General features: G+C 71.0%; 23 protein-coding genes. 7 read left to right on the top strand and 16 right to left on the bottom strand.

All coding sequences use genetic code 11. The features are described 5' to 3' along the window. Positions 1-6: 6 nt before the first annotated feature. Together ACIRA5_RS16245 and ACIRA5_RS16240 are read left to right on the top strand one after the other, a co-directional pair. Positions 7-771: an ABC transporter permease gene (locus ACIRA5_RS16245; RefSeq protein ID WP_403691345.1), complete on the top strand. Its 765-nt coding sequence runs from the start codon at positions 7-9 to the stop codon at positions 769-771. 20 nt (positions 772-791) lie between these two features. Further along, positions 792-1607: an ABC transporter ATP-binding protein gene (locus tag ACIRA5_RS16240; RefSeq protein ID WP_403691215.1), complete on the top strand. Its 816-nt coding sequence runs from the start codon at positions 792-794 to the stop codon at positions 1605-1607. Here ACIRA5_RS16240 and ACIRA5_RS16235 read toward each other — a convergent pair. The 13 genes from ACIRA5_RS16235 to ACIRA5_RS16175 all read right to left on the bottom strand — a co-directional run bounded on the left by ACIRA5_RS16235 (position 1579) and on the right by ACIRA5_RS16175 (position 16408). Beyond that, complete coding sequence (locus tag ACIRA5_RS16235) at positions 1579-3732, bottom strand: discoidin domain-containing protein (RefSeq protein WP_403691213.1); 2154 nt, start codon at positions 3730-3732, stop codon at positions 1579-1581. The two genes, ACIRA5_RS16240 and ACIRA5_RS16235, sit on opposite strands and share 29 nt — an antisense overlap. A gap of 95 nt (positions 3733-3827) precedes the next feature. Then, positions 3828-5420, bottom strand: a complete 1593-nt coding sequence (locus ACIRA5_RS16230) for a glycoside hydrolase family 13 protein (protein WP_403691212.1) — start codon at positions 5418-5420, stop codon at positions 3828-3830. Between the two features lie 30 nt (positions 5421-5450). Continuing rightward, positions 5451-6332: a carbohydrate ABC transporter permease gene (locus tag ACIRA5_RS16225; protein ID WP_067361564.1), complete on the bottom strand. Its 882-nt coding sequence runs from the start codon at positions 6330-6332 to the stop codon at positions 5451-5453. Continuing rightward, positions 6329-7300, bottom strand: a complete 972-nt coding sequence (locus tag ACIRA5_RS16220; RefSeq protein WP_403691211.1) for a carbohydrate ABC transporter permease — start codon at positions 7298-7300, stop codon at positions 6329-6331. Before ACIRA5_RS16220 ends, ACIRA5_RS16225 begins: the two co-directional genes overlap by 4 nt. A gap of 8 nt (positions 7301-7308) precedes the next feature. Next, on the bottom strand, positions 7309-8658 hold the full coding sequence (locus ACIRA5_RS16215; RefSeq protein WP_403691209.1) for an extracellular solute-binding protein: 1350 nt from the start codon (positions 8656-8658) through the stop codon (positions 7309-7311). A gap of 158 nt (positions 8659-8816) precedes the next feature. After that, on the bottom strand, positions 8817-9815 hold the full coding sequence (locus ACIRA5_RS16210; RefSeq protein ID WP_352047660.1) for a LacI family DNA-binding transcriptional regulator: 999 nt from the start codon (positions 9813-9815) through the stop codon (positions 8817-8819). Between the two features lie 64 nt (positions 9816-9879). Then, entirely contained in the window at positions 9880-10572 is a 693-nt protein-coding gene (locus ACIRA5_RS16205; RefSeq protein ID WP_403691208.1) for a GntR family transcriptional regulator, read from the bottom strand. A gap of 74 nt (positions 10573-10646) precedes the next feature. Continuing rightward, complete coding sequence (locus tag ACIRA5_RS16200; protein WP_403691207.1) at positions 10647-11648, bottom strand: proline racemase family protein; 1002 nt, start codon at positions 11646-11648, stop codon at positions 10647-10649. 57 nt (positions 11649-11705) lie between these two features. Beyond that, positions 11706-12602: a dihydrodipicolinate synthase family protein gene (locus tag ACIRA5_RS16195; RefSeq protein WP_403691205.1), complete on the bottom strand. Its 897-nt coding sequence runs from the start codon at positions 12600-12602 to the stop codon at positions 11706-11708. A gap of 173 nt (positions 12603-12775) precedes the next feature. Further along, positions 12776-14215, bottom strand: a complete 1440-nt coding sequence (locus ACIRA5_RS16190) for an FAD-dependent oxidoreductase (RefSeq protein ID WP_403691204.1) — start codon at positions 14213-14215, stop codon at positions 12776-12778. Next, positions 14205-14504, bottom strand: coding sequence for a (2Fe-2S)-binding protein (locus ACIRA5_RS16185; protein ID WP_403691202.1), 300 nt, complete (start codon positions 14502-14504; stop codon positions 14205-14207). Before ACIRA5_RS16185 ends, ACIRA5_RS16190 begins: the two co-directional genes overlap by 11 nt. Continuing rightward, complete coding sequence (locus ACIRA5_RS16180) at positions 14501-15652, bottom strand: NAD(P)/FAD-dependent oxidoreductase (protein ID WP_403691201.1); 1152 nt, start codon at positions 15650-15652, stop codon at positions 14501-14503. Before ACIRA5_RS16180 ends, ACIRA5_RS16185 begins: the two co-directional genes overlap by 4 nt. Positions 15653-15751: 99 nt before the next feature. Next, positions 15752-16408 carry a hypothetical protein gene (locus ACIRA5_RS16175; RefSeq protein WP_403691199.1) on the bottom strand — a complete coding sequence of 219 codons (657 nt, stop codon included), beginning with the start codon at positions 16406-16408 and terminating at the stop codon, positions 15752-15754. A 240-nt stretch (positions 16409-16648) separates the two neighbouring features. Between ACIRA5_RS16175 and ACIRA5_RS16170 the strand changes: the two genes are divergently transcribed. Genes ACIRA5_RS16170 through ACIRA5_RS16155 form a run of 4 tightly spaced genes read left to right on the top strand, consistent with a single transcriptional unit; the run spans position 16649 to position 20524 of the window. After that, complete coding sequence (locus tag ACIRA5_RS16170) at positions 16649-17305, top strand: helix-turn-helix domain-containing protein (protein ID WP_403691198.1); 657 nt, start codon at positions 16649-16651, stop codon at positions 17303-17305. A 32-nt stretch (positions 17306-17337) separates the two neighbouring features. After that, on the top strand, positions 17338-17868 hold the full coding sequence (locus tag ACIRA5_RS16165; RefSeq protein WP_403691343.1) for a toxin-antitoxin system, toxin component: 531 nt from the start codon (positions 17338-17340) through the stop codon (positions 17866-17868). A gap of 15 nt (positions 17869-17883) precedes the next feature. Continuing rightward, positions 17884-19092, top strand: coding sequence for an MAB_1171c family putative transporter (locus ACIRA5_RS16160; RefSeq protein WP_403691197.1), 1209 nt, complete (start codon positions 17884-17886; stop codon positions 19090-19092). Next, the gene (locus tag ACIRA5_RS16155; RefSeq protein ID WP_403691195.1) at positions 19076-20524 is read left to right on the top strand and encodes an NAD(P)/FAD-dependent oxidoreductase; all 1449 of its coding nucleotides are present in this window, start codon (positions 19076-19078) and stop codon (positions 20522-20524) included. Before ACIRA5_RS16160 ends, ACIRA5_RS16155 begins: the two co-directional genes overlap by 17 nt. Before the next feature lie 57 nt (positions 20525-20581). Here the strand turns inward: ACIRA5_RS16155 and ACIRA5_RS16150 are convergent, their stop codons facing one another. Continuing rightward, entirely contained in the window at positions 20582-21625 is a 1044-nt protein-coding gene (locus ACIRA5_RS16150) for an alpha/beta fold hydrolase (RefSeq protein WP_403691194.1), read from the bottom strand. 239 nt (positions 21626-21864) lie between these two features. On the opposite strand from ACIRA5_RS16150, the gene ACIRA5_RS16145 reads away from it, so the two are divergent. Next, positions 21865-22107, top strand: coding sequence for a hypothetical protein (locus ACIRA5_RS16145; RefSeq protein WP_168497945.1), 243 nt, complete (start codon positions 21865-21867; stop codon positions 22105-22107). Here the strand turns inward: ACIRA5_RS16145 and ACIRA5_RS16140 are convergent. Both ACIRA5_RS16140 and ACIRA5_RS16135 read right to left on the bottom strand, forming a co-directional pair. Beyond that, the gene (locus tag ACIRA5_RS16140; RefSeq protein WP_403691192.1) at positions 22104-22790 is read right to left on the bottom strand and encodes a 4'-phosphopantetheinyl transferase; all 687 of its coding nucleotides are present in this window, start codon (positions 22788-22790) and stop codon (positions 22104-22106) included. The two genes, ACIRA5_RS16145 and ACIRA5_RS16140, sit on opposite strands and share 4 nt — an antisense overlap. Further along, on the bottom strand, positions 22738-23646 hold the full coding sequence (locus ACIRA5_RS16135; RefSeq protein WP_403691190.1) for a metallophosphoesterase family protein: 909 nt from the start codon (positions 23644-23646) through the stop codon (positions 22738-22740). Before ACIRA5_RS16135 ends, ACIRA5_RS16140 begins: the two co-directional genes overlap by 53 nt. Positions 23647-23802: the final 156 nt, after the last annotated feature.

The following is a 23802-nucleotide window of genomic DNA, read 5'->3' as shown; positions in this document are numbered from 1 at the left end:
TTCCTGATGCGGCTGCTCTTCGTCGTCGCGCTGCCCGCGCTGCTCGTCGCGGTCTGGTGGCTGGCGTCCGACGGCAGTACGAACGTCTACTGGCCACCGCTGCGCACGATCCTCAAGACCTTCCCGGACGTCTGGACGAGCGAGCGGCTGCGCTCCGACCTCGTGCCCAGCGTGCTGCGGCTGCTGGCCGGGTACGCGGCGGCGGCCGTCGTGGGCGTGGCGCTGGGCACGGTCATCGGCTCGTACCGGCGGGTGCGGGCCGTGTGCGAGCCGGTCCTGGAGTTTCTGCGCGCGGTACCGCCTCCGGTCCTGGTCCCCGTCATCATGCTGTTCGCCGGTATCGGCGACACGATGAAGATCGCCGTGATCGCGAGCGGCTGTGTCTGGCCGATCCTGCTCAACACGGTCGAGGGCGTGCGGGCGGTCGACTCGGTGATGGCGCAGACGGCGCGTTCGTACGGCATCACGGGCGTGGCCCGGCTGCGCAGCGTGGTCCTGCGCGCGGCGAGCCCGCAGATCTTCGCGGGCCTGCGCCAGGCCCTGTCCATCGGGATCATCCTGATGGTCATCAGCGAGATGTTCGCGGCCAGCAACGGCCTCGGCTTCACCATCGTCCAGTTCCAGCGGAGCTTCGCGATCCCCGACATGTGGAGCGGAATCCTCGTTCTGGGCCTGCTCGGTTTCCTTCTCTCGGTCGTCTTCCACCTGGTCGAGCGCCGGGTGCTCGGCTGGTACCACGGTCAGCGCGCGGTGTCCCGGCGGTCTCCGTGAAGCTCGCGAAAGGGCGGTCCATGCACACGTCTCTTGTCGTATCCGGCCTGAACAAGGTCTACGAGGGTTCCGGCCGCCGGGTGGAGGCGGTACGGGACCTCACCTTCACCGTCGAGGCGGGCGAACTCGTCTGTCTGGTCGGCCCGTCGGGATGCGGCAAGACCACGCTCCTGAAGTGCATGGGCGGGCTGCTGACGCCGACGGCGGGCGAGGTACGCCTGAACGACCGCCCGGTGAGCGGTCCGCCGCCGGGGATGGCGTTCGTGTTCCAGGAGTACGGACGCAGCCTGTTCCCCTGGATGCGGGTCCGGGAGAACGTCGAACTGCCCCTGAAACAGAAACCGTTGAGCAAGGCGCGGCGCCGGGAGCTGGTCACGGACGCGTTGGAGTCGGTCGGGCTCACGGATGCCGCCGGGGCCTACCCGTGGCAGCTGTCCGGCGGGATGCAGCAGCGCGTCGCGATCGCCCGCGCGCTCGCCTACGAGCCCGACGTCCTGCTGATGGACGAGCCGTTCGCGGCGGTCGACGCGCAGACCCGGGCCGATCTGGAGGACCTGGTGCGGGGTCTGTGGCGGGAACGCGGCATCACGATCCTCTTCGTCACGCACGACATCGACGAGGCCGTCTACCTCGGCGAACGGGTTCTGATCCTCTCCGCCTCACCCACCGTCGTACAGGAGCAGCTGAAGGTCGATCTCCCGGACGAGCGGGACCAGTTGCACACCCGGGTCGCCCCGCGCTTCGCCGAACTGCGGACCCATGTGTACGAGCAGATCCAGGCGGCGAAGCGCGGGGCGGCCTTCGGTCTCAGGACAGATATGCCTCCACCTCGCTGAACTGGGCCGCGGGCCAGCCGGTGTTGGCGGTGACATTGAGCCGGAGATAGCGCAGGTTCGTGCCGCTGGGCAGGGTGACCGTCACCGTGTTCCCGGTGGCCGGGTCGAAGCGGTAGTCCTTGGAGGCGACGACCGTCGAGTACGCCGAGCCGTCCGTGCTGCCCAGCACCGACAGGGTCTGCGTGCGCGCCTGCCAGACCGCGGCGGGCGGCAGCTTCAGCACGAGGCGGCGGGCGGGCTGGTTCGAGCCGAGGTCCACCGTCCAGGCCTGCGGGAAGGCGTTGTTGGTGGACTCCCAGTAGCTGTTCGCGTCGCCGTCGACCGCCTTGCCTGGGGTGTAGACGTCCTGCGATCCGGTGGCGGTGGCCGGGCGGCCCTTGGCGAGGTTGCGGGCCGGGTCGGGGTCCGGGTTCCCGGCGCCGGGCTGGGGCCAGGTGGAGCAGTCCGCCCAGGTGGTGTCCCAGCCGGAGTTGCCGCCGCCGTTGGTGAGCGTGAAGGCGCCGGAACCGTTCGGGTAGGGGCAGTTGTAGATGCCCGCCGCGCCGACCCCCGTGGCCTGCACATTGCTGAACCTGGCCGCGCCCTGCGACTCGGCCTGGACGACGACCGTGCCGGTGTTCCTGACCGTCGCGCCGTCCACCGTGATGTTCTTGGTCGCGTAGCCGTGGCCGCCGCCCGACACGAACTCGAAGGCGCTGTAGGGACTGTCGGTGATCGTCGTACCGGTGATGTTGACGGTCGCCTCGATGGCGCTGTCGTAGGAGTCGACGCGCAGCGCGCCCATCGGGTGACTCCAGTTGGGGTTCATCGCCCCCGCGCGCACGAGGGTGTTCCCGGAGACCGTGATCGTGCCGGCGAGCGGGGAGAAGGGGTCGAGGAACTTCTGGTTGGAGATCGCGATGCCGCTGCCGAGGGCGTTGGTGTCGGCGACCAGGTTGTTCGTCACCGCGAGGTCGGTGCCGCCGTAGATCGCGATGCCGTTGGCGAGGTTCGGCTGCGAGATGGTGTTGTTCTCGAAGCTGCTGTTGGTGTCGGCCGAGTACAGCGACCACATGGCGAGGGCGTCGTCACCGTTGTTGCGCAGGAAGTTGCCCCGCACCCGGACCCCGCGCGCGTTGCCGTTCAGGTTGAGGCCGTCGGCGGTGGTGTCGAGGATGCGGTTGTTCTCGACGACGAGGTTGTCGTTGTTGCCGGTCAGCCAGAGGCCGACCTTGAGGTGCTGGAGCCACATTCCGGAGACGCTGGAGTTCGGGCCCAGTGAGCCGTTGACGAAGTTGTCCGGGTTGGAGTCGACGCGCTCGGTGACCTCGCCGATGACGGCGAAGTCCTTGAGGTGGACGCCTCCGGACGAGCCGGTCTGGTCGATGAAGCGCGAGGTGTGGACGACGGAGTACCAGCTGCCGGCGCCCTGGAGGGTGACGTTCTGGACGCCGTTCAGCGAGGAGGTGACGCGGTAGTCGCCTGGCGGGATCCACACCACCCCCCCTTGCGCGGCCGAGATCGCGTCCCGGAACGCCTGGGTCGAGTCGCCCTGGCCGCTGGGGTCCGCGCCCTTGTCGGTGACGGACACCGATCCGGCGGGGCGCGTCGCGGCGGCGGCCACCTGTTCGAAGTCGGCCACGTCCACGGTGACCTGGGTGGACGTCGCCTGGAAGGCCACCTTGTCGCCCGGCTGCACGTTCTGCCCGAGCAGCAGGCGGGCGTTGTCGAAGAAGTGGTGGGTCTTCGCGCCGGCGATCCAACTCGTGTCGACGTAGGAGTACTTGGAGGTGACGGCGAGTGTCCTGGCGAGCTTCTGGCCGTTGACGTAGACGTCGAGGGTGCCGGACTGCCCGTCGGGAACGCTGTAGGACACGTTCACCGCGTTGGCCGCGCGCGGCACGGTGAACTCGACACGCTGGCCCGCGGTCAGCCGTACTGCCTGCCGTCCGGACGCCTCCGAGGCGAGGGTGCCCTGGGTGTAGTCGGGCCCGATCTTCGCGCCGGTGCTCGTGGCGGACTCCGCCTCGACCGAGGTGAAGGGCAGGTCGGCACCGACAGCCGCGTGTGCGGCGGGTGCGGTCATCACCAGCATGCCGGCCGCCAGGGCGACGGTGGTGGCGGTGACGGTGGCGAACGTTGGCATGCGCCTGACAGATCTGAAGCTGTTGTGCATGTGCTGATCCCTTCGTGGTGGGGGTGCGGGGATAGCGGTATGCGGTCGGCGCTGTCGACGCGGTCTCAGCCGCGCAGCCAGACCGCCGTGTCCTTCGGCAGTCGCCCCTGTGGGTCCAGGGGACCGCTGCCGAGCAGGAGCCGGGAGTGGGCGGGGAGGTCGGCGGGGGCGTCGGCGAGGTTCACGACGCACAGCAGCCGCCCCTCCTGCCCGATCCGGGCGAAGGCGAGTACGCCTTCGGGCGTGGGCAGCCAGGTGAGCGGGCCGTCGCCGAACTCCGGCCTGATCGTCAGGGCCGCGCGGTAGAGGGAGAGCATCGAGCCGGGATCGGCGGCCTGGAGATCGGCGGCGTACGCGGACCAGCCGCTCGGCTGGGGCAGCCAGGGCTCGCCGCCGAAACCCGCGTACGGCGCGTCGGCCGTCCACGGGAGCGGGACCCGGCAGCCGTCCCGGCCCGGGTCGGTGCCGCCGGAGCGGAAGTGCATCGGGTCCTGGATGCGGTCGCGGGGTATGTCGGCCTCGGGCAGGCCCAGCTCCTCGCCCTGGTAGAGGTAGACGGCGCCGGGCAGGGCGAGGGAGAGCAGGGCCCCGGCGCGGGCCCGGCGGGTGCCGAGAGCGAGGTCGGTCGGGGTACCGAAGGCCTTCGTGGCGAAGTCGAAGCCGGTGTCGGCGCAGCCGTAGCGGGTGACCGTGCGGGTCACGTCGTGGTTGCACAGCACCCAGGTGGCGGGCGCGCCGACCGGGGCGTGTTCGGCGAGGGTCTCGTCGATGGACGTCCGCAGGCGTCTTGCGTCCCAGGGGCAGGACAGGAAGGAGAAGTTGAAGGCGGTGTGCAGCTCGTCGGGGCGCAGATAGCGGGCGAAGCGCTCGGTGTCGGGGAGCCAGACCTCGCCGACGAAGATGCCGTCGTAGGCGTCGGCGACGGTGCGCCAGGAGCGGTAGATGTCGTGGAGCTCGTCGCGGTCGACGTAGGGATGCGGGTCGCGGCCCTCGACGAAGTCGGGGAGGTCCGGGTCCTTGGCGAGCAGGGCGGCCGAGTCGATGCGGACGCCCGCCACGCCACGCTCGAACCAGAACCGCAGGATCTCCTCGTGTTCCTGGCGGACGGCGGGGTGCGCCCAGTTGAGGTCGGGCTGCTCGGGGGTGAACAGGTGGAGATACCAGGTGCCGTCGGGCAGCCGGGTCCAGACGGGCTCGGCGGAGCCTGCGAACTGGGACGGCCAGTCGTTGGGCGGGAGTTCACCCTGTTCGCCGCCTCCGGGACGGAAGTGGAAGAGCTCGCGTTCGGGTCCTCCGGCCAAGGCGGCCCGGAACCAGGGGTGTTGGTCGGAGACGTGGTTGGGCACGATGTCGACGAGGGTGCGGATGCCCAGTTCCTTCGCCTCGGCGATGAGTTTCTCCGCCTCGGCGAGCGTCCCGAAGGCCGGGTCGACGACCCGGTAGTCGGCGACGTCGTAGCCGCCGTCCTTCATCGGGGACAGGTACCAGGGGTTGAACCACAGGGCGTCCACGCCGAGTTCGGCGAGATACGGGAGTTTGGCGCGGACGCCCGCGAGGTCGCCGGTGCCGTCGCCGTCGCCGTCCGCGAAGCTGCGGACGTACACCTGGTAGATGACGGCGGAGCGCCACCAGTTCTGGGCATGGGTGGGCTGTCCCACGGTGCCTGCCTTTCTGTTGCGGGGGCGGTGTCAGCCCTTCGTGCTGCCCGCGCTGATCCCGGCGATGATGTGCCGCTGGAACACCAGGAACATCAGGACCATGGGGATACTGGCGATCACCATCGCGGCGATGAGCACGGTCAGCTGGATGTTCTGCGACAGCTGGACGAGGGCCACGCTGATCGGCTGCTTGTCGGTGTCGGAGAAGACCATCAGCGGCCAGAGGAAGTCCTGCCAGACGGCGACCAGGGCGAAGATCGACACGACGCCCAGGACGGGGCGGGACATGGGCAGCACGATGGACCAGAGGGTGCGCAGCCGTCCGGCACCGTCGATCTCGGCGGCCTCCAGGACATCGCGCGGGATCTGGTCGAAGAAGCGCTTGAGGAGATAGAGGTTGAAGGCGTTGGCCACGGCGGGCAGCCAGATGCCGAGCGGGTCGTTGAGCAGGCTGGTGTGGATCAGCGGGAGGTCGGCGACGGTCAGGTACTTCGGCACGACCAGCGCCTGCGCCGGGACCATCAGGGTGGCGAGGATGCCGCCGAGAATCACCTTGCCGAACGCCGGCTTCAGCTTGGAGAGGGCGTACGCGGCGGCCGTGCAGAAGACGAGCTGGAGCAGCCAGGCGCCGGCGGCCTGCACCACCGTGTTCCACAGGTGGGTGGGCAGGTCCATCAGGTCCCAGGCGTCGGTGTAGCCGCTGAGGTGCCATGCCTTGGGCACGAGGGTCGGCGGGGTCCGCGTCACTTCGTCCGGGGACTTCATCGCGCCGGTCACCATCCAGTAGACCGGGAAGAGGAAGGCGAGCGCGAAGAGCAGGACGACGGCCGTGAAGACGGTCCAGTAGAGGGCCTTGCCGCGGGGGCGGGCGAGGGTGAGCGGGGAGACCAGGGTGCGGGTGCCGCTGCTCATGAGTACTCCTCCCCCGACGAGCGGGTCAGCCGCAGATAGACAGCGGAGAACAGGCCGAGCAGCACCAGGAGCATGACGCTCAGCGCGCACGCGCCGCCGAAGTCGTTGTAGAGGAACGCGTACTTGTAGATGAGGTAGAGGACGGTGACCGTGGCGTTCTCGGGGCCGCCGCCGGTGATGACGAAGGGCTCGGTGAAGACCTGCATCGTGGCGATGATCTGAAGCAGCATCAGCATGAGGACGATGAACCGGGTCTGCGGGATCGTCACGTGCCGGAGGCGCTGGAGGATGTTCGCGCCGTCCAGTTCCGCCGCCTCGTACAGCTCCCCCGGGATGCCCTGGAGCGCGGCCAGGTAGATCAGGACCGTGCCGCCCATGTTGGCCCAGGTCGCCACGACGACCAGGGAGACGAGCGCGGTGTCAGCGCCGTTGGACCAGTTCGAGGTGGGCAGGTGCAGAAAGCGCAGCGCCTCGTTGGCGAGGCCCGCTCCGGGATCGTAGAACCACTTCCACAGCAGGGCGCTGACCACCGGCGGGATCATCACCGGCAGGTACACCACGACCCTGAAGAAGGCCTTCGCGTGCCGGAGTTCGTTGAGGACCAGGGCCATCACGAACGGGACGGCGAAGCCGATGAGCAGGGCGAGGAGCGTGAAGGTGAACGTGTTGCGCCAGGCCGCGGTGAACTCCGGGTCGTGGAAGACACGGGTGAAGTTGGCGGTGCCGACCCACTGGGGCGATGAGCCCGGCGTGTACTTCTGGAAGGCGATCACGACCGCGCGGATCGCGGGGTACCAGGAGAACAGCGCGAAGCAGAGCAGGCCGCCGACGAGGAAGGCGTACGCGCGGGACTGGTCGGCCAGGCGCCGGCGCCACGGGCCCCCCGCCCGGCGCCCGGCCGACCGCGGTGCCTCCGGCGCGCCGACGGCGGCCGGAGGGAGCACCACGGGCTTCGATGCGGTCTTCATACGCCTGGTCAGCCCCGGGCCAGGATGGAGTCGATCTTCCCGGAGGCGTCCTTCAGGAGCTGGTCGATGTTCGCGTCCTTCTTGGTGAGGACCGCGGAGACGGCTCCGTCGAGAACCGAGTAGATCTGCTGGGCCTGGGGCGGCTCGATCTTCATCTGCAGGTTCTGGTTGCCGTCCAGGAAGGCCTGGTAGTTCTCCACGGGCACATTGGCGTTGGCCTTCTTGACCTGCTGGTCCTTCGCGTCGGCGGCGCCGGTGAAGAGCCGGGGCTCGGGGAGGCCGACGGGGGCGTTGTTCTGCTTGGCGCGGGCGTAGTCGCCGAGGAAGCCCTTTCCGGGGGTGAGGAACATGTGGTCGAGCCACTTCAGGCCGGCCTTGATCTGCTCGGGGCTGTCCTTCTTGTTGAACATGTAGCCGTCGCCGCCGATGAGCGTGCCCTTGCCGCCGGGCATGGGCGCGAGGGCGAGGTCGTCGTAGTTGCCGCCCTTCTCCTTGACGAGGATCGGGATGTTGTCGGGCGCGGAGAGGTACATGCCGAGCTTGCCGGAGCCCATCAGCTGCTGGACGTCGTTGATGACGAGGAGCTGCTTGCTGCCCATGGAGTTGTCGCTCCAGCGCATGTCGTGCAGGTTCTGCAGGACGGCCTTGCCCTCCGGGGTGTCGACACTGGCCTTCTTGCCGTCCGGCGTGACGACGTCGCCGCCCTGCGAGTACATCTCGGCGGTGAAGTGCCAGCCGCCCTGGTTCTGGGCGCTGTAGTCGGCGTAGCCGACGGTGCCGCCGCCGAGCGCGGCTGTCTTCTTGGCGTCCGCGCGCACTTCTTCCCAGGTCGCCGGGGGCTTGTCGGGGTCGAGACCGGCCTTCTGGAAGAGCTTGCGGTTGTAGATGAGTCCCATCGAGTAGCCGGTGCGCGGCACTCCGTAGATCTTGCCGTCGACGGTGTAGATGTCGCGCAGCTGCTGCTGGATGGTGCCGTAGCTCTTGAGGTCCTTGACGTACGACGTGATGTCGGCGGCCTGGTTGACGTCGACGACGTGCTTGGAATCGGTGAAGTACGTGTAGAAGACGTCCTCCATCTGGCCGCCGGCGAGCTTGGCGTCGAACGTTTTGGGGTCCTGGCAGGGGAACGCGTCGTGCGCGACGACGTCGATGTCCGGGTTCTGCTTCTCGAACGCCTTGATGTCGGCCTCGAAGAACGAGCGGTCGACCTTGGCGCTCTTCGGAGGCATGCAGTTGACCGTGATGCGGGTCTTGCCACCCGCGGAGCCGTCGTCGCTGCCACCGCAGGCGGTGGCGGTGAGCGCGAGGGCGGACGCCGTGAGCACGACGAAGGTACGGCGGAACCCGGTACTTCTCATCGGTGGACCCCTTTGGGCAGGAGCGAGGAAGGCCCACGGGGGCGCACCACCTTGAGCTGGCGCACCGCCGTGTGCTGGCGCCGCACACTCAAGCACCGCCGACAAGGGTCCGCAAGATGTCGCGCAGAATCTGGAATTATTTGACAGTGGAGTGGATCTCAGGGGCGGGGCGCTTGCGCGGTGGACCCCCGGACCACCAACTCCGGTTCGAACAAGAGCTCTTCGGCGGTGACGCTGCTCCCGCCGATCTGGGCGTTGAGCAGCTCGACAGCCGCCCGGCCCATCGACTCGATGGGCTGGCGGACGGTGGTCAGGGGCGGCTCGGTGCAGTTCATCAGCGCGGAGTCGTCGTAGCCGACGACGGACACCTGTGCGGGCACGCCGAGTCCCTTGCGACGGGCGGCGCGTACGACACCGAGGGCGAGCGGGTCGCTGGCGCAGATGAAACCGGTGACCCCGCGGTCGATGAGCCGGGCGGCCGCCGCGTGGCCGCCCTCGATCGAGAACATGGCCCGCGCGATGTGCGCGTCGGGCAGCTCGGGGGCGAGTGCGCGGGCCGCCGCCAGCTTCCGCGCCGAGGGCATGTGGTCGGCGGGCCCGAGCACCAGACCGATGCGCTCGTGACCGAGCGAGACGAGGTGGCGCCAGGCCTGCTCGACCGCCACGGCGTCGTCGCAGGAGACGCCCGGGAAGCCGAGGTGCTCGATGGCCGCGTTGACCAGCACCACCGGGATGTTGCGATCCGCGAGCTGCCGGTAGTGCTCGTGCGGGGCGTCGGCCTGCGCGTACAGTCCGCCCGCGAACACCACGCCGGAGACCTGCTGTTGGAGCAGCAGCTCCACATAGTCCGCCTCGGAGACACCGCCCTTGGTCTGGGTGCAGAGCACCGGCGTCAGCCCGAGCTGTGCGAGCGCCCCGCCGATCACTTCGGCGAACGCCGGGAAGATCGGGTTCTGCAGCTCGGGCAGGACGAGCCCCACGAGCCGCGCGCGTTCACCGCGCAGCTGGGTGGGCCGCTCGTAGCCGAGCACGTCCAGCGCCGAGAGCACCGCCTGCCGGGTGGAGTCGGAGACGCCGGGCTTCCCGTTGAGCACCCGGCTGACCGTGGCCTCGCTGACCCCGACCTTTTTCGCCACCTGAGCAAGTCGTCGCGTCATGAGCGCAAGAATAGCGCAAGAAATGCAAGCCGCTTGCGTAACTCTCACTCGTTTCCGGTGGGCCCTAATGGGCCGCCCACAGGCCACGGACATGGCCCAGGTGCCGGGTCATGACCCTCCGTACGGCCTCGGGGTCGCGGTCCACGAGGGCGTCGAGGAGTTCGAGGTGCTCCTCGGCGGAGTCCTGGAGACGGCCCGCCTCGACCAGGGCGTTGAGGCCGTACAGGCGCGAGCGCTTGCGGAGGTCGCCGACGACCTCGACCAGGTGGGCGTTGCCCGCGAGGGCGAGCAGACCGAGATGGAAGCGGATGTCCGCCTCGACGTAGGCGATGAGGTCACCGGCCGCCGCCGCGGTCACGATCTCCCGGGCGGCCGGGCGCAGCGCCTCCAGGGAGACCGCGTCCGCGGTGGTGGCCAGCTGTACGGTGGTGGGGATCTCGATCAGCGAGCGGATGTGGGTGTACTCGTCGAGCTGCTGCTCGGAGACCGCGGTGACCCGGAAGCCCTTGTTGGGCACCGTGTCGACGAGGCCCTCCTTGGCGAGGTCGAGCATGGCCTCGCGCACCGGTGTCGCCGAGACGCCGAAGCGGGCTGCGAGCGTCGGCGCGGAGTACACCTCGCCCGCCCGCAGTTCCCCCGCGATCAGCGCGGCCCGCAGGGCGTCGGCGACGCGCTCGCGGTAGCTGCTCTTCTTGCCGCCGAGGACGGGCAGGGCGGCGGGAGCGGCAGAGGGTGCGCTGCTGCGGGTGGCGGGCATGGGTCGACTCCTCGTACGGCAGGGCGGGATGGTGCAATGTCACGTGACATCAGTGTCACGTGACATCAGTATCGCTAGAGCACGAAACCCGCCGGGAAGGGGTCGGTCGGGTCCAGGAGGTACTGGGCGGTGCCGGTGACCCAGGCGCGGCCGGTGAAGCTGGGCAGCACCGCCGGGATTCCGGCGACCTCGGTCGTGCCGAGCAGTCGTCCCGTGAACTGCGTCCCGATGAAGGACTCGTTCACGAACTCCGTGTGCAGGGGGAGTTCACCTCGGGTGTGCAGTTGCGCCATGCGCGCGCTGGTGCCCGTACCGCAGGGCGAGCGGTCGAACCAGCCGGGGTGGATCGCCATGGCGTGGCGCGAGTGACGGGCGGTGGCGCCGGGCGCGTACAGGTGGACGTGGTGGCAGCCGCGGATGGACGGGTCCTCGGGGTGGACCGGCTCGTCCTCGGCGTTGACGGCCGCCATCAGCGACAGTCCGGCGGCGAGGATCTCCTCCTTTCGCGACCGGTCGAAGGGCAGGCCGAACCGCTCCAGCGGCAGAATGGCGTAGAAGTTGCCGCCGTACGCGAGGTCGTACGTCACCGTCCGGCCGTCGGGCAGGGTGGCCTTGCGGTCGAGGCCCGCCGAGAAGGACGGCACGTTCTGGAGCGTGACCGCGCGGGCGGCGCCGTCCTCGACCTCGACCTCGGCGACGACGAGGCCCGCCGGGGTGTCGAGCCGGATCGTGGTGACCGGCTCGACGACCTCGACCATGCCCGTCTCCACCAGGACGGTCGCCACGCCGATGGTGCCGTGCCCGCACATCGGGAGGTAGCCCGACACCTCGATGTAGAGGACGCCGTAGTCGCAGTCCGGGCGGGTGGGCGGCTGGAGGATGGCGCCGCTCATCGCGGAGTGGCCGCGCGGCTCGTTCATCAGAAGCTGCTTGATGTCGTCGCGGTGCTCGCGGAAGTACAGCCGCCGCTCGTTCATGGTCGCGCCGGGGATGGTCCCGATGCCGCCGGTGATCACCCGGGTGGGCATGCCCTCGGTGTGCGAGTCGACGGCGTGCAGGACGAGTTTGCTGCGCATGGGATCTCCGTAACTCCTGCTGTTCGCGGTGGACTTGGCCCGATCAAGGAGCGGCGCTCAGGCGAGACCGGCGGCGAGGGCCTTCTCGGTGGCGGCGCGGACCGTGGCCTCCTGCTCGGGCAGCAGCGGGACGCGCGGTGGACGCACCCGCCCGCCGTGTCGGCCCACGACGTCCATGGACAGCTTGATGGCCTGGACGAACTCGACCTGGGAGTCCCAGCGCAGCAGCGGGTGCAGCCGGCGGTAGAGCAGCCGTGCCGTGTCGAGGTCGCCCCCGACGGCCGCGTGGTACAGCTCGACGCTCGCGGCGGGCAGCGCGTTCGGGTAGCCGGCCACCCAGCCCTTGGCACCCGCGACGGCCAGCTCCAGCAGAACGTCGTCGGCGCCGATCAACAGGTCCAGCTCGGGGGCGAGTTCGGCGATCCGGTAGGCGCGGCGGACATCGCCGGAGAACTCCTTGACGCCGTGGATGTACCCCTCCGCGTGCAGCTTCGCGAGCAGCTCGGGCACCAGGTCGACCTTGGTGTCGATGGGGTTGTTGTACGCGACGACCGGGACGCCCGCCTCGGCGACCGCCTCGTAGTGGGCGAGGACGGAACGCTCGTCCGCGCGGTAGACGTTCGGCGGCAGCAGCATCACCGACCGGCAGCCCGCGTCGCGGGCCTGCTCGGCCCAGCGGCGGGCCTCGGCGGAGCCGTAGGCGGCGACGCCGGGCATCACCCGGGAGCCGCCGATCGCCGACACCGCCGTCTCGACGACCTTCGCGCGCTCCTCGGGCGTGAGCACCTGGTACTCGCCGAGCGAGCCGTTCGGTACGACCCCGTCGCAGCCGTTCTCGACAAGCCAGGCGCAGTGCTGCGCGTAGCGGTCGTAGTCGACGGAGAGGTCGTCGTTCAGCGGGAGCGCGGTGGCTACGAGGACGCCGCGCCAGGGACGGTTCTCGGTGGTGGTCATGAGCGGTTCCCTCTCCGTGGTGTGAGATCCGTGGTGTGAGATCTGTGGTGCGCGATCCGTGGTGTGAGATCCGTGGTGCGCGATCCGTGGTGCGCGATCCGTGGTGCGCGATCCGTGGTGTGTGACATTTCACTGACGATCGGTCGCGGTGGGGCGAGGCGGTACGAAGGCGGTCAGTCGTCCTCGGGATCCCCGGCCCTCGCCAGCACCCCGAGCGGTACCGGGCGCGCCAACAACCGCCGCGCGGGCGTCTGTTCGCATCCGGCGAGTCCGGCGACGGCGGGCTCGCACATCCGGCCCTGGCACCAGCCCATCCCCGCGCGGGTGAGCAGCTTCACGGTCCGTACGTCGCCCGCGCCGAGTTCGTCGACGGCGTTCCTGACCGCACCGGCGGTGACCTCCTCGCAGCGGCACACGACGGTGTCGTCGGTGACCTGCTCCGTCCAGTGCGCGGGCAGCGCGTAGACGCTGTCGAGCGCGGCGAAGAACTCCCGCGCTCTCCTGCGGGACCTGGCGGCGCGCGCCCACGTGTGCGGGTCGGGCCGCGTCCCCGTCAGCCGGGCCGCGGCCGAGCGCCCCGCGATGTGCCCCTCGGCGAGCGACAGCGCCGCGCCACCGATGCCGGTGGTCTCGCCCGCGGCCCATACTCCGGGCACGTCGGTGCGCTGCTCCCCGTCCACGGCGACGTTCAGGCCGTCGATACGGCAGCCGAGCGACTCGGCGAGGTCGAGGTGCGCCAGCATGCCGTGACCGACGGCGAGCGTGTCGCACGCGATGCGCCGTTCGGTGCCGGGCCCGACCCGTCCGTGGGTGTCGAGCGCGGCGACGGTCACGGCGTCGAGCCGCTGCTCGCCGTGTGCCGCGACGACGGTGTGCCGAGGGAGCAACTTGACGTGGTGCCGCAGGAGTCGGGCGCCGTACCGCACCCCCTCGGCGACCTTCCCGGGCTGTGCGGCCAGTGCCACGGTCCGCCGCAGGAACGCCTTCGGGTCGGCGGACTCGACGAGGGCGGCGACCTCGACCCCCGCCGCGGCGAGCCCGGTCGCCACGGGCAGCAGCAGGGGCCCGGTCCCCGCCACGACCGCCCGCTGCCCGGAGACGACGAGCCCGCCCTTCAGCATGGCCTGCGCACCACCGGCGGTGACGACCCCGGGGAGGGTCCAGCCCGGGAACGGCAGCACCTTCTCGTATCCACCGGTGGCGAGAAGCACGGCGTCGGCGCGGACGGTGACGGGCTCCTCCTGGAGGGGGCCGAGCAGCGCGTGCACGACAAGTTCCACACGTTCCGCAGGTTCCATGGGTTCCACGGGTTCGACGGGTTCGACGGGTTCAACGCACCACACGTGATGGTCCGCCAGATGCCTGATCGTGCCCTCCTCGACCCGCGCGGCCAGTGCGTCCCCGAGGCGCCGCCAGGTCCGCCACCGGTGGTGCAGCGCCGCCGGGCGCCGGGCCCCGAGTTCCGCCGGGGGCCGCCGGTAGAACTGGCCGCCCGCTCCGGCCGCCGAGTCGATCAGCGTGACCCGGACACCGTGCGCCGCGGCGGCCAGGGACGCGGCCAGCCCCGCCGGTCCCGCGCCGATCACCGCGAGGTGCGGTCGCTCAGTCGCCATGGCCGGTCCCCTCCTGCGTACGGATCGTGTCGCCCGCTCGGACCGGCACCAGGCAGGCCCGCTGGTTGGGGCGGTCGTTGACGGTCACCAGGCAGTCGAAGCAGATCCCGATGCCGCAGAAGACGCCGCGCGGGCGGCCCGCGCCGCGGGTGGCGCGCCAGGAGGTGACGCCCGCCGCCCACAGTGCGGCGGCGACGGTCTGCCCGGGCAGGGCCGTGATCTCGCGGCCGTCCAGGGTGACGGTGAACGCGGGGCCCGGCTCGGCCCCGACCAGCTCCAGAGGATTCACCCGGCCTCCTTCGGGAAGCGGTCGGGCCGGAACGGCGTGAGGTCCAGGTCGGGCGTCCCGCCCGCGACGGCCTGCGCGATCAGCCGCCCGGTGCCGGTGGCGAGGCCGATTCCCGCGCCCTCGTGCCCGCAGGCGTGGAAGAGCCCCGGCACCCGTGGATCAGGGCCGATCGCGGGCAGGTGGTCGGGCATGTACGGCCGGAAACCCAGGTACGTCCGCAGGGCCCGTACGTCGGCGAGGAACGGGAACAGCCTCGTCGCCCCGGCCGCCAGCGCCCGTACGGCCGGCAGCGAGAACGACCGGTCGAAGCCGACCCGTTCACGACTCGCGCCGATCAGGACCGGCCCCGCCGCGGTGCCCTCCACGACGGGTGAGGTCCCCAGCGCGGCCGAGTCGCTGGCCACGTCGGCGACGTAGTCCGCGGCGTACACCTTGTGCCGCACCCGGCGCGGCAGTGGTTCGGTCACCAGCACGAAGCCGCGTCGGGGCAGAACGGGCAGGAAGACGCCCGCGAGCGCGGCCACTTCGGCGCCCCAGGTGCCGGCCGCGTTGACGACCACCGGGGTGTGGAGGTCACCACGGTCGGTCCGCACGCCGCGTACCGCTCCGTCCGCCGTGCGCAGCACCTCGGTCACGGTCCGCCCCGTCAGCAGCCGCGCCCCCGAGGTCCGGACGAGGTGCGCCGCGGCGAGTGCCGGCATCACCTGAGTGTCCTGCGGATAGTGCACGGCACCCGCGAGGCCGGGTGCCAAGTAGGGTTCCAGGGTGCGGAGTTGGTCGGCGGCTACCGGCACCGCCTCGACCCCGGCGGCTCGTTGCCCCGCCGCGAAGGTCTCCAGCGCGGTGAGCCCCTCGGGTGTGGCGGCCACGACGACGCCCCCTTTGGCCTCGTACTCGAAAGCCTCGCCCAGCTCCTCCGCGAGGTCGGCCCACAGACGCCCCGACAGCAGGGCGAGGTCGAGTTCGGGCCCGGGTTCCTTGTCGGAGACGAGCAGATTGCCCTCACCCGCGCCGGTGGTCCCGCCGGCCACCGGGCCGCGGTCCACCAGAGCGACGTCGAGGCCCGCCCGGGCCGCGTACAGCGCGCAGGCCGCGCCGACCATTCCGGCTCCGACGACCGCGACATCACAGGTCAGTCGCTCGCTCACGCCAGTACTATGTCACATACCTCATGGCCTGGGAACAGCGCGAAACGCCGCCGGACATCGTTGTCCGACGGCGTCACGACATGCTGTGGACGCTGCGCTTCAGACGACTCTGAGATGGCCGGCGCCGCGCCCCGCCCGGACGGTGCGGCCCGGCGTGGCCGGAGTGCGGCGCGCCTCGCGCAGGACCAGGGTCATCCGCGTGTATCCCATGTCCTGAAGGGCCTTGGGGGTCTCGCCGACGATCCGGCAGTCGGTGCGGCCCCAGCGGGGATCGGGGTGCACCAGCGGCCGTACAGCGCCGTCGTGCTCGACGGCGTCCGGGCCGACGGCGCGGATCCAGTGCGGCAGGCCCTGCCGGTAGGCGGCCTCCATGATCGGGTCCTGGGCGATGTCCCGGCGGATCGACTGGAGTCCGCGGTCCTGACCGTGGCGCTCCACCGCCGCGGCGAAGTGCGCCAGCATCGGCAGGCACCAGCTCGACTCGTGCTCGCCGAGGACCGTGGCCGCGTCCGGGTGAAACAGGACGAACCGGAGGAAGTTGTCACCCGGCATGGCGGTCGGGTGGGGGCCCACGCCGCGGAAAAGTGTCTCGAACGCGGCGTTGGACAACACGACGTCCCAGCGGTGGTCGAAGACGACGGACGGGAACGCGACAGCCTCCAGAAGAGCGGCGTAGTCCTGGAGATACGCCTGAGCCTCGAGACTCTCGGGGACAGGTCGCGGCTGGGACCGCTGCCATCCTGCCTGGTACGCCATCGGGAGGTCACCCCTCTTGCCTCTGCGGCCTTCACGCGGCGCCCCGATCCTGCTGCCCGGAGCTCAGCCATGTCAACTATCGTGGCATTTGGCGCTTGTTGACGGCTGATTCGCGCCACAGTTGTGGCGACAGCTGGATGTGAGTTCGAGTGAACGGCTAGTCTCCCGTTGGTCCCTGACCCGTGTGAGAGAGACCCGAGAGACCTGAGCGAGACTGAGAGAGACGTAGGAGATCAGTCGGTGACGGATGGCTTCGAAGTTCCGGGCGCCACGGCGACGGTTCTGCTGCCGGCCGTCGTGGCCCGGGTCACCGCACTCGCCGACCGGCTCGATGTGCAGCAATCCGAGGTTTTCGACGTCCAGCGCCTGTCGGCCGAGTCCGGCGTGCCCCAACCCGTGGTGCGGGCCCTGCTGGGCGGTCGCCCCGCCGGGGAACCCGATCTCCAGGCCCGCTTCCTCCAGCGCCTGGACCTGTTGCGCCGCACCCGGCTCAAGTCCAATGGGCGCAAATACACCCAACAGGAGATCGCCGACGGCGCCGGAATGTCGCGTCAACAGGCGGGCGCCCTCATCAACGGCGACCGGCGCCCCACCATGGAGCACTGCGACGCCATCCAGCGCTTCTTCCGGGTGCACGCGGGGTTCCTGACGGCCGAGGACTCCGAGGCGCTCGTGGGCACCCTCCAGCGCTCGGAGCAGGAGCTGCTGCAGCAGCTCGCCGACCGCGAGCGCGAGGCGGCCGCGGCCGCCGACGACCCGCTGGAGCGGCTGCTCCAGGACCACGGCGTCCGCGGAATCGCCTGGCGGGCCGCGCAGTTGCCCACCGACCAGCACCGCGACAAGGTCGCCGAATGGCTGGACATGCTCTTGGAGAGCGTCAAGCGGCCCGAGTCGTGATCCGGGGGAGAACTGTGGGCATCGGAAGGGACATGCGCCGCCTGTGCGGCGAGCTGGTCGCGGAGCTCTCGCTCCCGGCCCCGGCGGAACCCGGCGACCTGTACGCCGCCCTGTGCGACGCCATGAGCAGGCGCCGCGGACGTCCCGTCCAGTTCCGTACGGCCGCGTTCCCGCCCGGCACCGCCAGCGGACTGTGGCTCGACATGGCCGACCAGGACCTCGTCGTCATCGAGGAACGCACCGCCCCCGACCACCAGTTGGTGATCCTCGGCCACGAACTGTGGCACATGAAGGCCGGGCACTGCAGTCACCACGTCGAGGGCGCCGCCGTCGCGGCCCGCTTACTGAGCGACACCGCCGATCTGCAGGCGACCGTCCTGAGCGTCGCCGCGCGCACCCGCTTCGACCTCGCGGACGAGAAGGAGGCCGAGAGCTTCGGTCTGCTGCTCGCCAGCAAGTGCCGTACCTGGCTGGCCGGTTCGCCACTGCGCGGGCCGGTGAGCCGGGACGGTCTGGCCGGTCGCATCGAGGCGTCCCTGGGGTACCGCGGACCGCAGGGCTGAGGCGCCTTCCCGGACATGGACGGATCCAGCTACTACGTCCCGGCCGTCGCCATGGGCGCCGCCCTCGCCGTCAAGGCGCCCACCCTGATCCGCGGCTGGCGCGACCCGCTGCTGCGGTCGGTGGGCGTCCTGCTGGCGCTGGCCTGCCTGGTGTTCCTCTTCGCGGCCCCGCCGACCATCGCCGAGGTCAATGACCTCACCGGTATCCCCAACGTCTCGGCGCCCCTGGTCTACTGCCTGCTGAGCGTGTTCAGCGCGTCCTGTCTGGTGCTGATCATCCACTGGCGCGGCGGACCCCCCGAGGTCACCCGCCGGCTCTCCCGCCGCTGGATCACCGGGTACGGCGTCGTCAGCGTGGCGCTGGTCGTGCTCTACCTGCTCGGGGACTGCCCCGAGGAGCGCCTGCGGGACCTCGACACCTACTACGCGAACACCCCGTTCATCCGCGAGATGATCGTCCTCTACCTCGTGGCGCTGACCGTCGCGGGCGTCGCGATGAACGTCATGTGCTGGCGCTGGGCCCTTCAGGTGGACGGCTGGCTGCGCGCCGGGCTGCTGACGATCGCGGTCGGCTTCCTCTTCAACGTCCCCTACTCGGTGACCAAGTTCATCGCCGTCGTGGCCCGCTGGAACGGCGCGAACCTGGACGGTCTGAGCACCGACGTGGCCCCTGTACTGGCCTCCGTCGGAGCCCAGGTCAGCGCGGTCGGCTTCCTGCTCCCGCTGGCCTGCCAGCGCATCGGGGACAGCTGGACCACCTGGTCGACGTACCGCCGGCTCGGGCCGCTGTGGCGCGAGCTGAGCACGGTCTCGGCGCACGCGGACCACGCGGTGCGGATCTCCTGGTGGTCCTCCGCCGAACTCCAGGTCACCCAGCGGGAGTCCGACATCCACGACGGCATGCTCAGCCTGTACCCCTACTTCGACTCCGAGGTACGCTCCCTCGCCTACGACGCGGCCGTGACGGCGGGCTCCGAGCCCGCCCAGGCCCAGGCCGAGGCCGACGCGGCGATGGTGACGGCGGCGGTGCGGGCCAGGGCGGCCGACCCGGAGGGCAGGGTCATCAGCGCGGCGGAGGCCGCCACCGCCCCCGCCGCTTCCGCCGAGGGTCCACGCGACCTCGTACGGATGTCGATGGCCCTGCGTCAGTCACCCGTCGTCGCGGCCGTCCGAGGACGGGCCGCTACCAGGTCAGAGAGCGACTTCCATGAGCAATCCCGCTAGCGCGGCAGCAGGCGACAGAGGTACGGCCCCCCGTCGGGCCGTCATCATCGGGGCGGGGACGGCCGGTCTGCTGGCCGCCGCCGCCCTGGAACCGTACGCCGAGGTCACCGTCGTCGAGCGCGACGTCCTGCCGGACGGGCCCGCGCCGCGCAAGGGCCTCCCGCAGGCCCGGCACGCCCATCTGCTGTTGTCGGGCGGCGCCCGCGCGATGGAGGAGCTGCTGCCGGGGGTGACCGCCGCCTGGCTCGCCGCGGGCGCCCGCCGGATCCCGATGCCCACCGGATTCGTCTCGCTGACGGCGCAGGGCTGGCTGCGGCGCTGGCCCGAGATGGAGTTCATGATCTCGTGCACCCGTGATCTGCTCGACTCGGTACTGCGCGACCAGGTCGCCACGAAGGACCGGGTGACCATCGTGGACGGCACGGAGCTGCTCGCTCTGGAGGGCGACGCCTCCCGGGTGACGGGCGTGCGCGTACGGATGCGGGACGGCGGGCAACGGGTGCTGCCGGCCGACCTGGTGGTGGACGCCTCGGGACGCGGCTCGCGCTCCTCCCTCTGGCTCGACGCGCTGGGTGTCGCACCGGCGCCGCTGGACGAGGTCGACTCCGGACTCACCTACGCCAGCCGGATCTTCCGGGCACCGGCGGGCACCGAGGACTACCCCGTGGTCGGTGTACAGCCCGACCCGGCACAGCCCGTGCCGGGCCGCTCCGCGACGATCGTGCCCGTCGAGGGCGGGCGCTGGCTGGTGACGCTGTCGGGCACCCGCGACGGACAGCCGACGGACTCCGTCGAGGAGTTCGAGCCGTTCGCGCGCGGCCTGCGGCACCCCCTGGTGGGCGAACTGATCGCGCACGCGCAGCCGCTGACGGACGTCGCCGTCAGCCGCAGCACGATCAACCGGCGGCGCTTCTTCGAGAAGGTCAAGGGCTGGCCGGAGGGATTCGTCGCGCTCGGCGACGCCGTCGCCACGTACAACCCGGTCTACGGGCACGGCATGACGGTGGCCGCCCAGGGCGCGCTGGCGCTGCGCGGCCGGCTCGCCGAGCACGGGATCGCGGCGCCGGGGCTCGCGCGGCGGGTGCAGCGGGCGGTGGCCCTTCCGGTGACGATCGCCTGGGAGCTGGCCACGGGCACGGACATCCGCTACCCGGGCGCGATCGGTGAGGAGCCCGGGGTCACGCGGAAGTTGCTGGGGCGCTATGTCGACCGGCTCCTGCGCACGGCGGCAGGACGCCCCCTGGCGGCCCGGGCGCTCCTGGCCGTGATCACCCTCTCCGCTCCCCTGTCCACGCTGGTCGGACCGAAGGTCGCCGTCGCCGTACTGCGCGGCCCGCGCCGCCCTCCCCTGACCGCCCCACCCCTCACGGCCGAGGAGCGGGAAGCGGTGCTGAGCGTCCCGGAGCCGTCGGGAACGCCGGCAGCGCGCTGAGCGGAGAGCGAGCGTCCAGCGGCACCGTCGGCGGTGGGGCGTCGCCGGCGGTGGGTGTCAGGTCGCGCTGCGTTCGCTCGCCTCGCGCAGGTCACGCTCCACCGCCCGGTTGTGGGCGGTGTCGGGCCGGCCGGCCGTGGTGCCGGGGCGGCCCGCGCGCAGCAGTTCGCGCCAGTGTTCGCGGCTCCAGTCGGCCGGGCTGGTGGTACTGGTGAACTCCTCGACAAGGTCGAGGAAACGGGCCGGGTCGCTGTGGAAGGGGAAGTGGCCCGCGCCCTCGAAGATCTCCAGCCGGCTGCCCGGCATGGCCTGGTGCGCGCCGTACGCGTGCCGCACCGGCACCACGCTGTCCCGGTCGCCCCAGAGCAGCATCGTGGGCATGCCCTCGGTCAGATAGCAGCGGTCGAGCATGGTCACCGCCTGCCCGCGCCAGTCGACGACCGCCCGCAGGGTGCGGATGAACGCGCTGCGGGAGGTCGCGTCGGGCAGCGCGTCGACGAGGTTGAGCAACTCCGGTGCGTCCTGGCCCAGATCGGTGTCCAGGAGCCTCATCAGACGCAGGAAGATGCCGACTTGCAGGCGCATGCCGGGCAGTCGCAGCGCGGAGAGCATGAGGTGGGCGCCCGGCAGCGAGACGGCCCGCAGTACGGGGTTGACCTCGCCGCCGACGCCGCCCGCGCTGACCAGGATCAGCCGTTCGGTGCGCTCCGGGAACTGGTAGGCGAACTGCATGGCGACACCGCCGCCCAGCGAGTGCCCGACCAGGGTGGCGGACTCGATGTCGAGCGTGGTGAGCAGATCGCGGACCCCGTTGGCGTACGCGGCCACCGAGTAGTCGGCGCGCGGCTTGTCGGAGGAGCCGTGGCCGAGCAGGTCGGGCGCGATCACCGTGTGGGAGCGTGCGAGGTCGGGGATCAGGTCCGCCCAGGTCGCCGAGGAGTCGCCGATGCCGTGGATCAGGACGAGCGCGGGGCCCTCACCGGCCACGCGGTAGGCACGACGGTAACCGTGCACGACGCGGTGCCGCAGACGCAGCTCCGCGTCGCCCACGGAGCGCAGCCGCGGGTTGCGCCGCGGACGCCGAGGCGGTACGTCGACCACGGGCTCACCTCCTGTTCCGGGCCGCCGTAAAGGCGGCTTCCCCGCCGCCGAGAAGGCGCTTCCCGGCTCTTCTCACCACCCTAGGGCCCCCGTCCCACAGGGGATTTCCGTGATGTTTCACCTCCGCTAAGCGGGCGAACCCGCACGCATCGAAACCGGATTGTCAGTGGCGGTTGGCAAGCTGGAGGCACGTACCGCCATGTACCGCTTCGACCAGCCGACCCGGGGAGAGCCGTCCGATGCCGACCGCCGTACTGACCGACCACGAACGCGCCGCCGTGCAGGCCTATCTGCGTCTCCTCCAGACCGTACGAGCGGCGTTCGACGGTCCGCCGGACGGGTGTCGACCACCCGTGGTGCCGCCCGCCGCGCTCGCCGAGGCGGAGCAGGCGCTGGCGGCGGCCGGACTCGCGGGCAACGAGGAGGAGTTCTTCCGGCTGCTGCACAGCTGGTGCCCGGAGCCCGGAGGCCGCCTTGCCTAGGGCCTGGTGTGCGGGACGGTGACGGCCGTGGCCAGCAGGCCCCGGCGCACGGTCCAGCGTCCTTCGAAGGACTGTATGCGTCGCCCGTTCACCAGCGGTCCCGGCACGAGGAGTTCGGCGCGCAGGCCGCCGGAGCGTGCGGGGCCGTCGTCCGCGAACAGTTCGATGTCCGCCTCGAAGAAGTCCAGCCACTTTCCGGTGAGGGGGTACCACGCCTTGTAGACGGACTCCTTGGCGCTGAACAGCAGCCGGTCCCAGTGCACGGAGGCCTCCCGCCGCGCCAGCTCGCGCAGCCGGTCGTTCTCCGCGGGCAGGGCCACGGAGGCGATGACGTCGTCGGGGAGTTCCTCGTGGGGTTCGGCGTCGATGCCCAGCGAGGCCAGGTCGGTGGCGCGGACGAGGGAGGCCGCGCAGTAGCCCTCGCAGTGCGTCATGCTGCCGATCAGCCCGGCGGGCCAGAGGGGCGCCCCGTGCTCGCCGCGCAGGACGGCCTGCGCGGGCACGCCGAGCTTCTCCATGGCCCGGCGGGCACAGGCACGCACGGCGGCGAACTCACGGCGTCGCTTCTCCACGGACCGCGCCACGAGCTCCTGCTCCCCGGGGTACAGCGGCGCGCCCCAGTCCTGGTCGTCACCCTGTGTCTCCACGGTCACGACCGACTCCGGGAGCAGCTCCTCGATCACCGGCTCCGACCTCCATCGGCAGTACATGGCGCAGGGTGTCCGGCGGGCCGGGGCGGGGCCGCCACTCCCGGGGGTATCCCACCGAGACCTCTTCGAAGCGGACGCCCTCATGGTGGGTGGTCCGCGGGATGTGCAGATGGCCGTAGACCATGACCTGGGCGCGGAAGCGGCGGTGCCAGTCGGCGGTCAGCCGGGTACCGCACCACATGGCGAACTCGGGGTAGCGCAGGATGTCGGTCGGGTGACGGTCCAGCGGGTAGTGGTTGACCAGGACGGTGGGCAGGTCCTCGGGCAGCTCGGCGAGCCTGCGCTCGGTCTCGGCGACCCGGGCCCGGCACCAGGCCTCGCGGCTCGGGTAGGGGTCGGGGTGCAGGACGTGCTCGTCGGTGCAGATCACCCCGGTCCCCTCGGCGTACGCCATGCCCTCGTCCTTGGTCGCGCAACCCGGCGGCAGGAACGAGTAGTCGTAGAGCAGGAAGAGCGGTGCGACGACCGCGGGGCCGCCCGGCCCGTCCCAGACGGGGTAGGGGTCTTCGGGGGTCGTGACACCCAACTCCCGGCACATGGCGACGAGATGCTCGTAGCGGGCGACACCGCGCAGTTGCACGGTGTCCTTGGGGTGGGTCCACAGCTCGTGATTGCCGGGCACCCAGACGACCTTGCGGAAGCGTCCGCTGAGGGTTTCGAGGGCCCAGTGGATGTCGGCCACGATCTCCGAGACGTCACCGGCCACGAGGAGCCAGTCGTCGTCGGTGTGCGGGCGCATCTTCTCGACCAGGGCGCGGTTCTCCGCGTACCCGATGTGCAGGTCGCTGATGGCCAGCAGGTTTCCGTGTCCGCCGGCCGTCGACCGCACCCTTGCCACCTCCGAGAAAAGGACTGGAAACACAAGAACACATTCGTCCCCCCGGGACAAGGACGGCCCGCGCGCCGGGCCTCGCGCCCCGGCGCGTCGCGCCAGATTCCGGGGTCTCGGGAAATCCGTAACACGCCCGTAGCGTCACACCGGGCT

The sequence above is a fragment of the Streptomyces sp. NPDC096311 genome, assembly GCF_044763085.1.
GTDB lineage: Bacteria > Actinomycetota > Actinomycetes > Streptomycetales > Streptomycetaceae > Streptomyces.
Note: the sequence above shows the minus strand (reverse complement) of the source record. Positions and strands in the feature narration are given on the sequence as shown.

Bases quoted from the DNA above. Each gene is read 5' to 3' on its own strand.
- ACIRA5_RS16245 (WP_403691345.1), top strand. From the start codon at position 7: ATGCGGCTGCTCTTCGTCGTCGCGCTGCCCGCGCTGCTCGTCGCGGTC.
- ACIRA5_RS16240 (WP_403691215.1), top strand. From the start codon at position 792: ATGCACACGTCTCTTGTCGTATCCGGCCTGAACAAGGTCTACGAGGGT.
- ACIRA5_RS16235 (WP_403691213.1), bottom strand. From the start codon at position 3,732: ATGCCAACGTTCGCCACCGTCACCGCCACCACCGTCGCCCTGGCGGCC.
- ACIRA5_RS16225 (WP_067361564.1), bottom strand. From the start codon at position 6,332: ATGAGCAGCGGCACCCGCACCCTGGTCTCCCCGCTCACCCTCGCCCGC.
- ACIRA5_RS16220 (WP_403691211.1), bottom strand. From the start codon at position 7,300: ATGAAGACCGCATCGAAGCCCGTGGTGCTCCCTCCGGCCGCCGTCGGC.
- ACIRA5_RS16215 (WP_403691209.1), bottom strand. From the start codon at position 8,658: ATGAGAAGTACCGGGTTCCGCCGTACCTTCGTCGTGCTCACGGCGTCC.
- ACIRA5_RS16210 (WP_352047660.1), bottom strand. From the start codon at position 9,815: ATGACGCGACGACTTGCTCAGGTGGCGAAAAAGGTCGGGGTCAGCGAG.
- ACIRA5_RS16205 (WP_403691208.1), bottom strand. From the start codon at position 10,572: ATGCCCGCCACCCGCAGCAGCGCACCCTCTGCCGCTCCCGCCGCCCTG.
- ACIRA5_RS16200 (WP_403691207.1), bottom strand. From the start codon at position 11,648: ATGCGCAGCAAACTCGTCCTGCACGCCGTCGACTCGCACACCGAGGGC.
- ACIRA5_RS16195 (WP_403691205.1), bottom strand. From the start codon at position 12,602: ATGACCACCACCGAGAACCGTCCCTGGCGCGGCGTCCTCGTAGCCACC.
- ACIRA5_RS16190 (WP_403691204.1), bottom strand. From the start codon at position 14,215: ATGGCGACTGAGCGACCGCACCTCGCGGTGATCGGCGCGGGACCGGCG.
- ACIRA5_RS16175 (WP_403691199.1), bottom strand. From the start codon at position 16,408: ATGGCGTACCAGGCAGGATGGCAGCGGTCCCAGCCGCGACCTGTCCCC.
- ACIRA5_RS16165 (WP_403691343.1), top strand. From the start codon at position 17,338: ATGCGCCGCCTGTGCGGCGAGCTGGTCGCGGAGCTCTCGCTCCCGGCC.
- ACIRA5_RS16160 (WP_403691197.1), top strand. From the start codon at position 17,884: ATGGACGGATCCAGCTACTACGTCCCGGCCGTCGCCATGGGCGCCGCC.
- ACIRA5_RS16155 (WP_403691195.1), top strand. From the start codon at position 19,076: ATGAGCAATCCCGCTAGCGCGGCAGCAGGCGACAGAGGTACGGCCCCC.
- ACIRA5_RS16145 (WP_168497945.1), top strand. From the start codon at position 21,865: ATGCCGACCGCCGTACTGACCGACCACGAACGCGCCGCCGTGCAGGCC.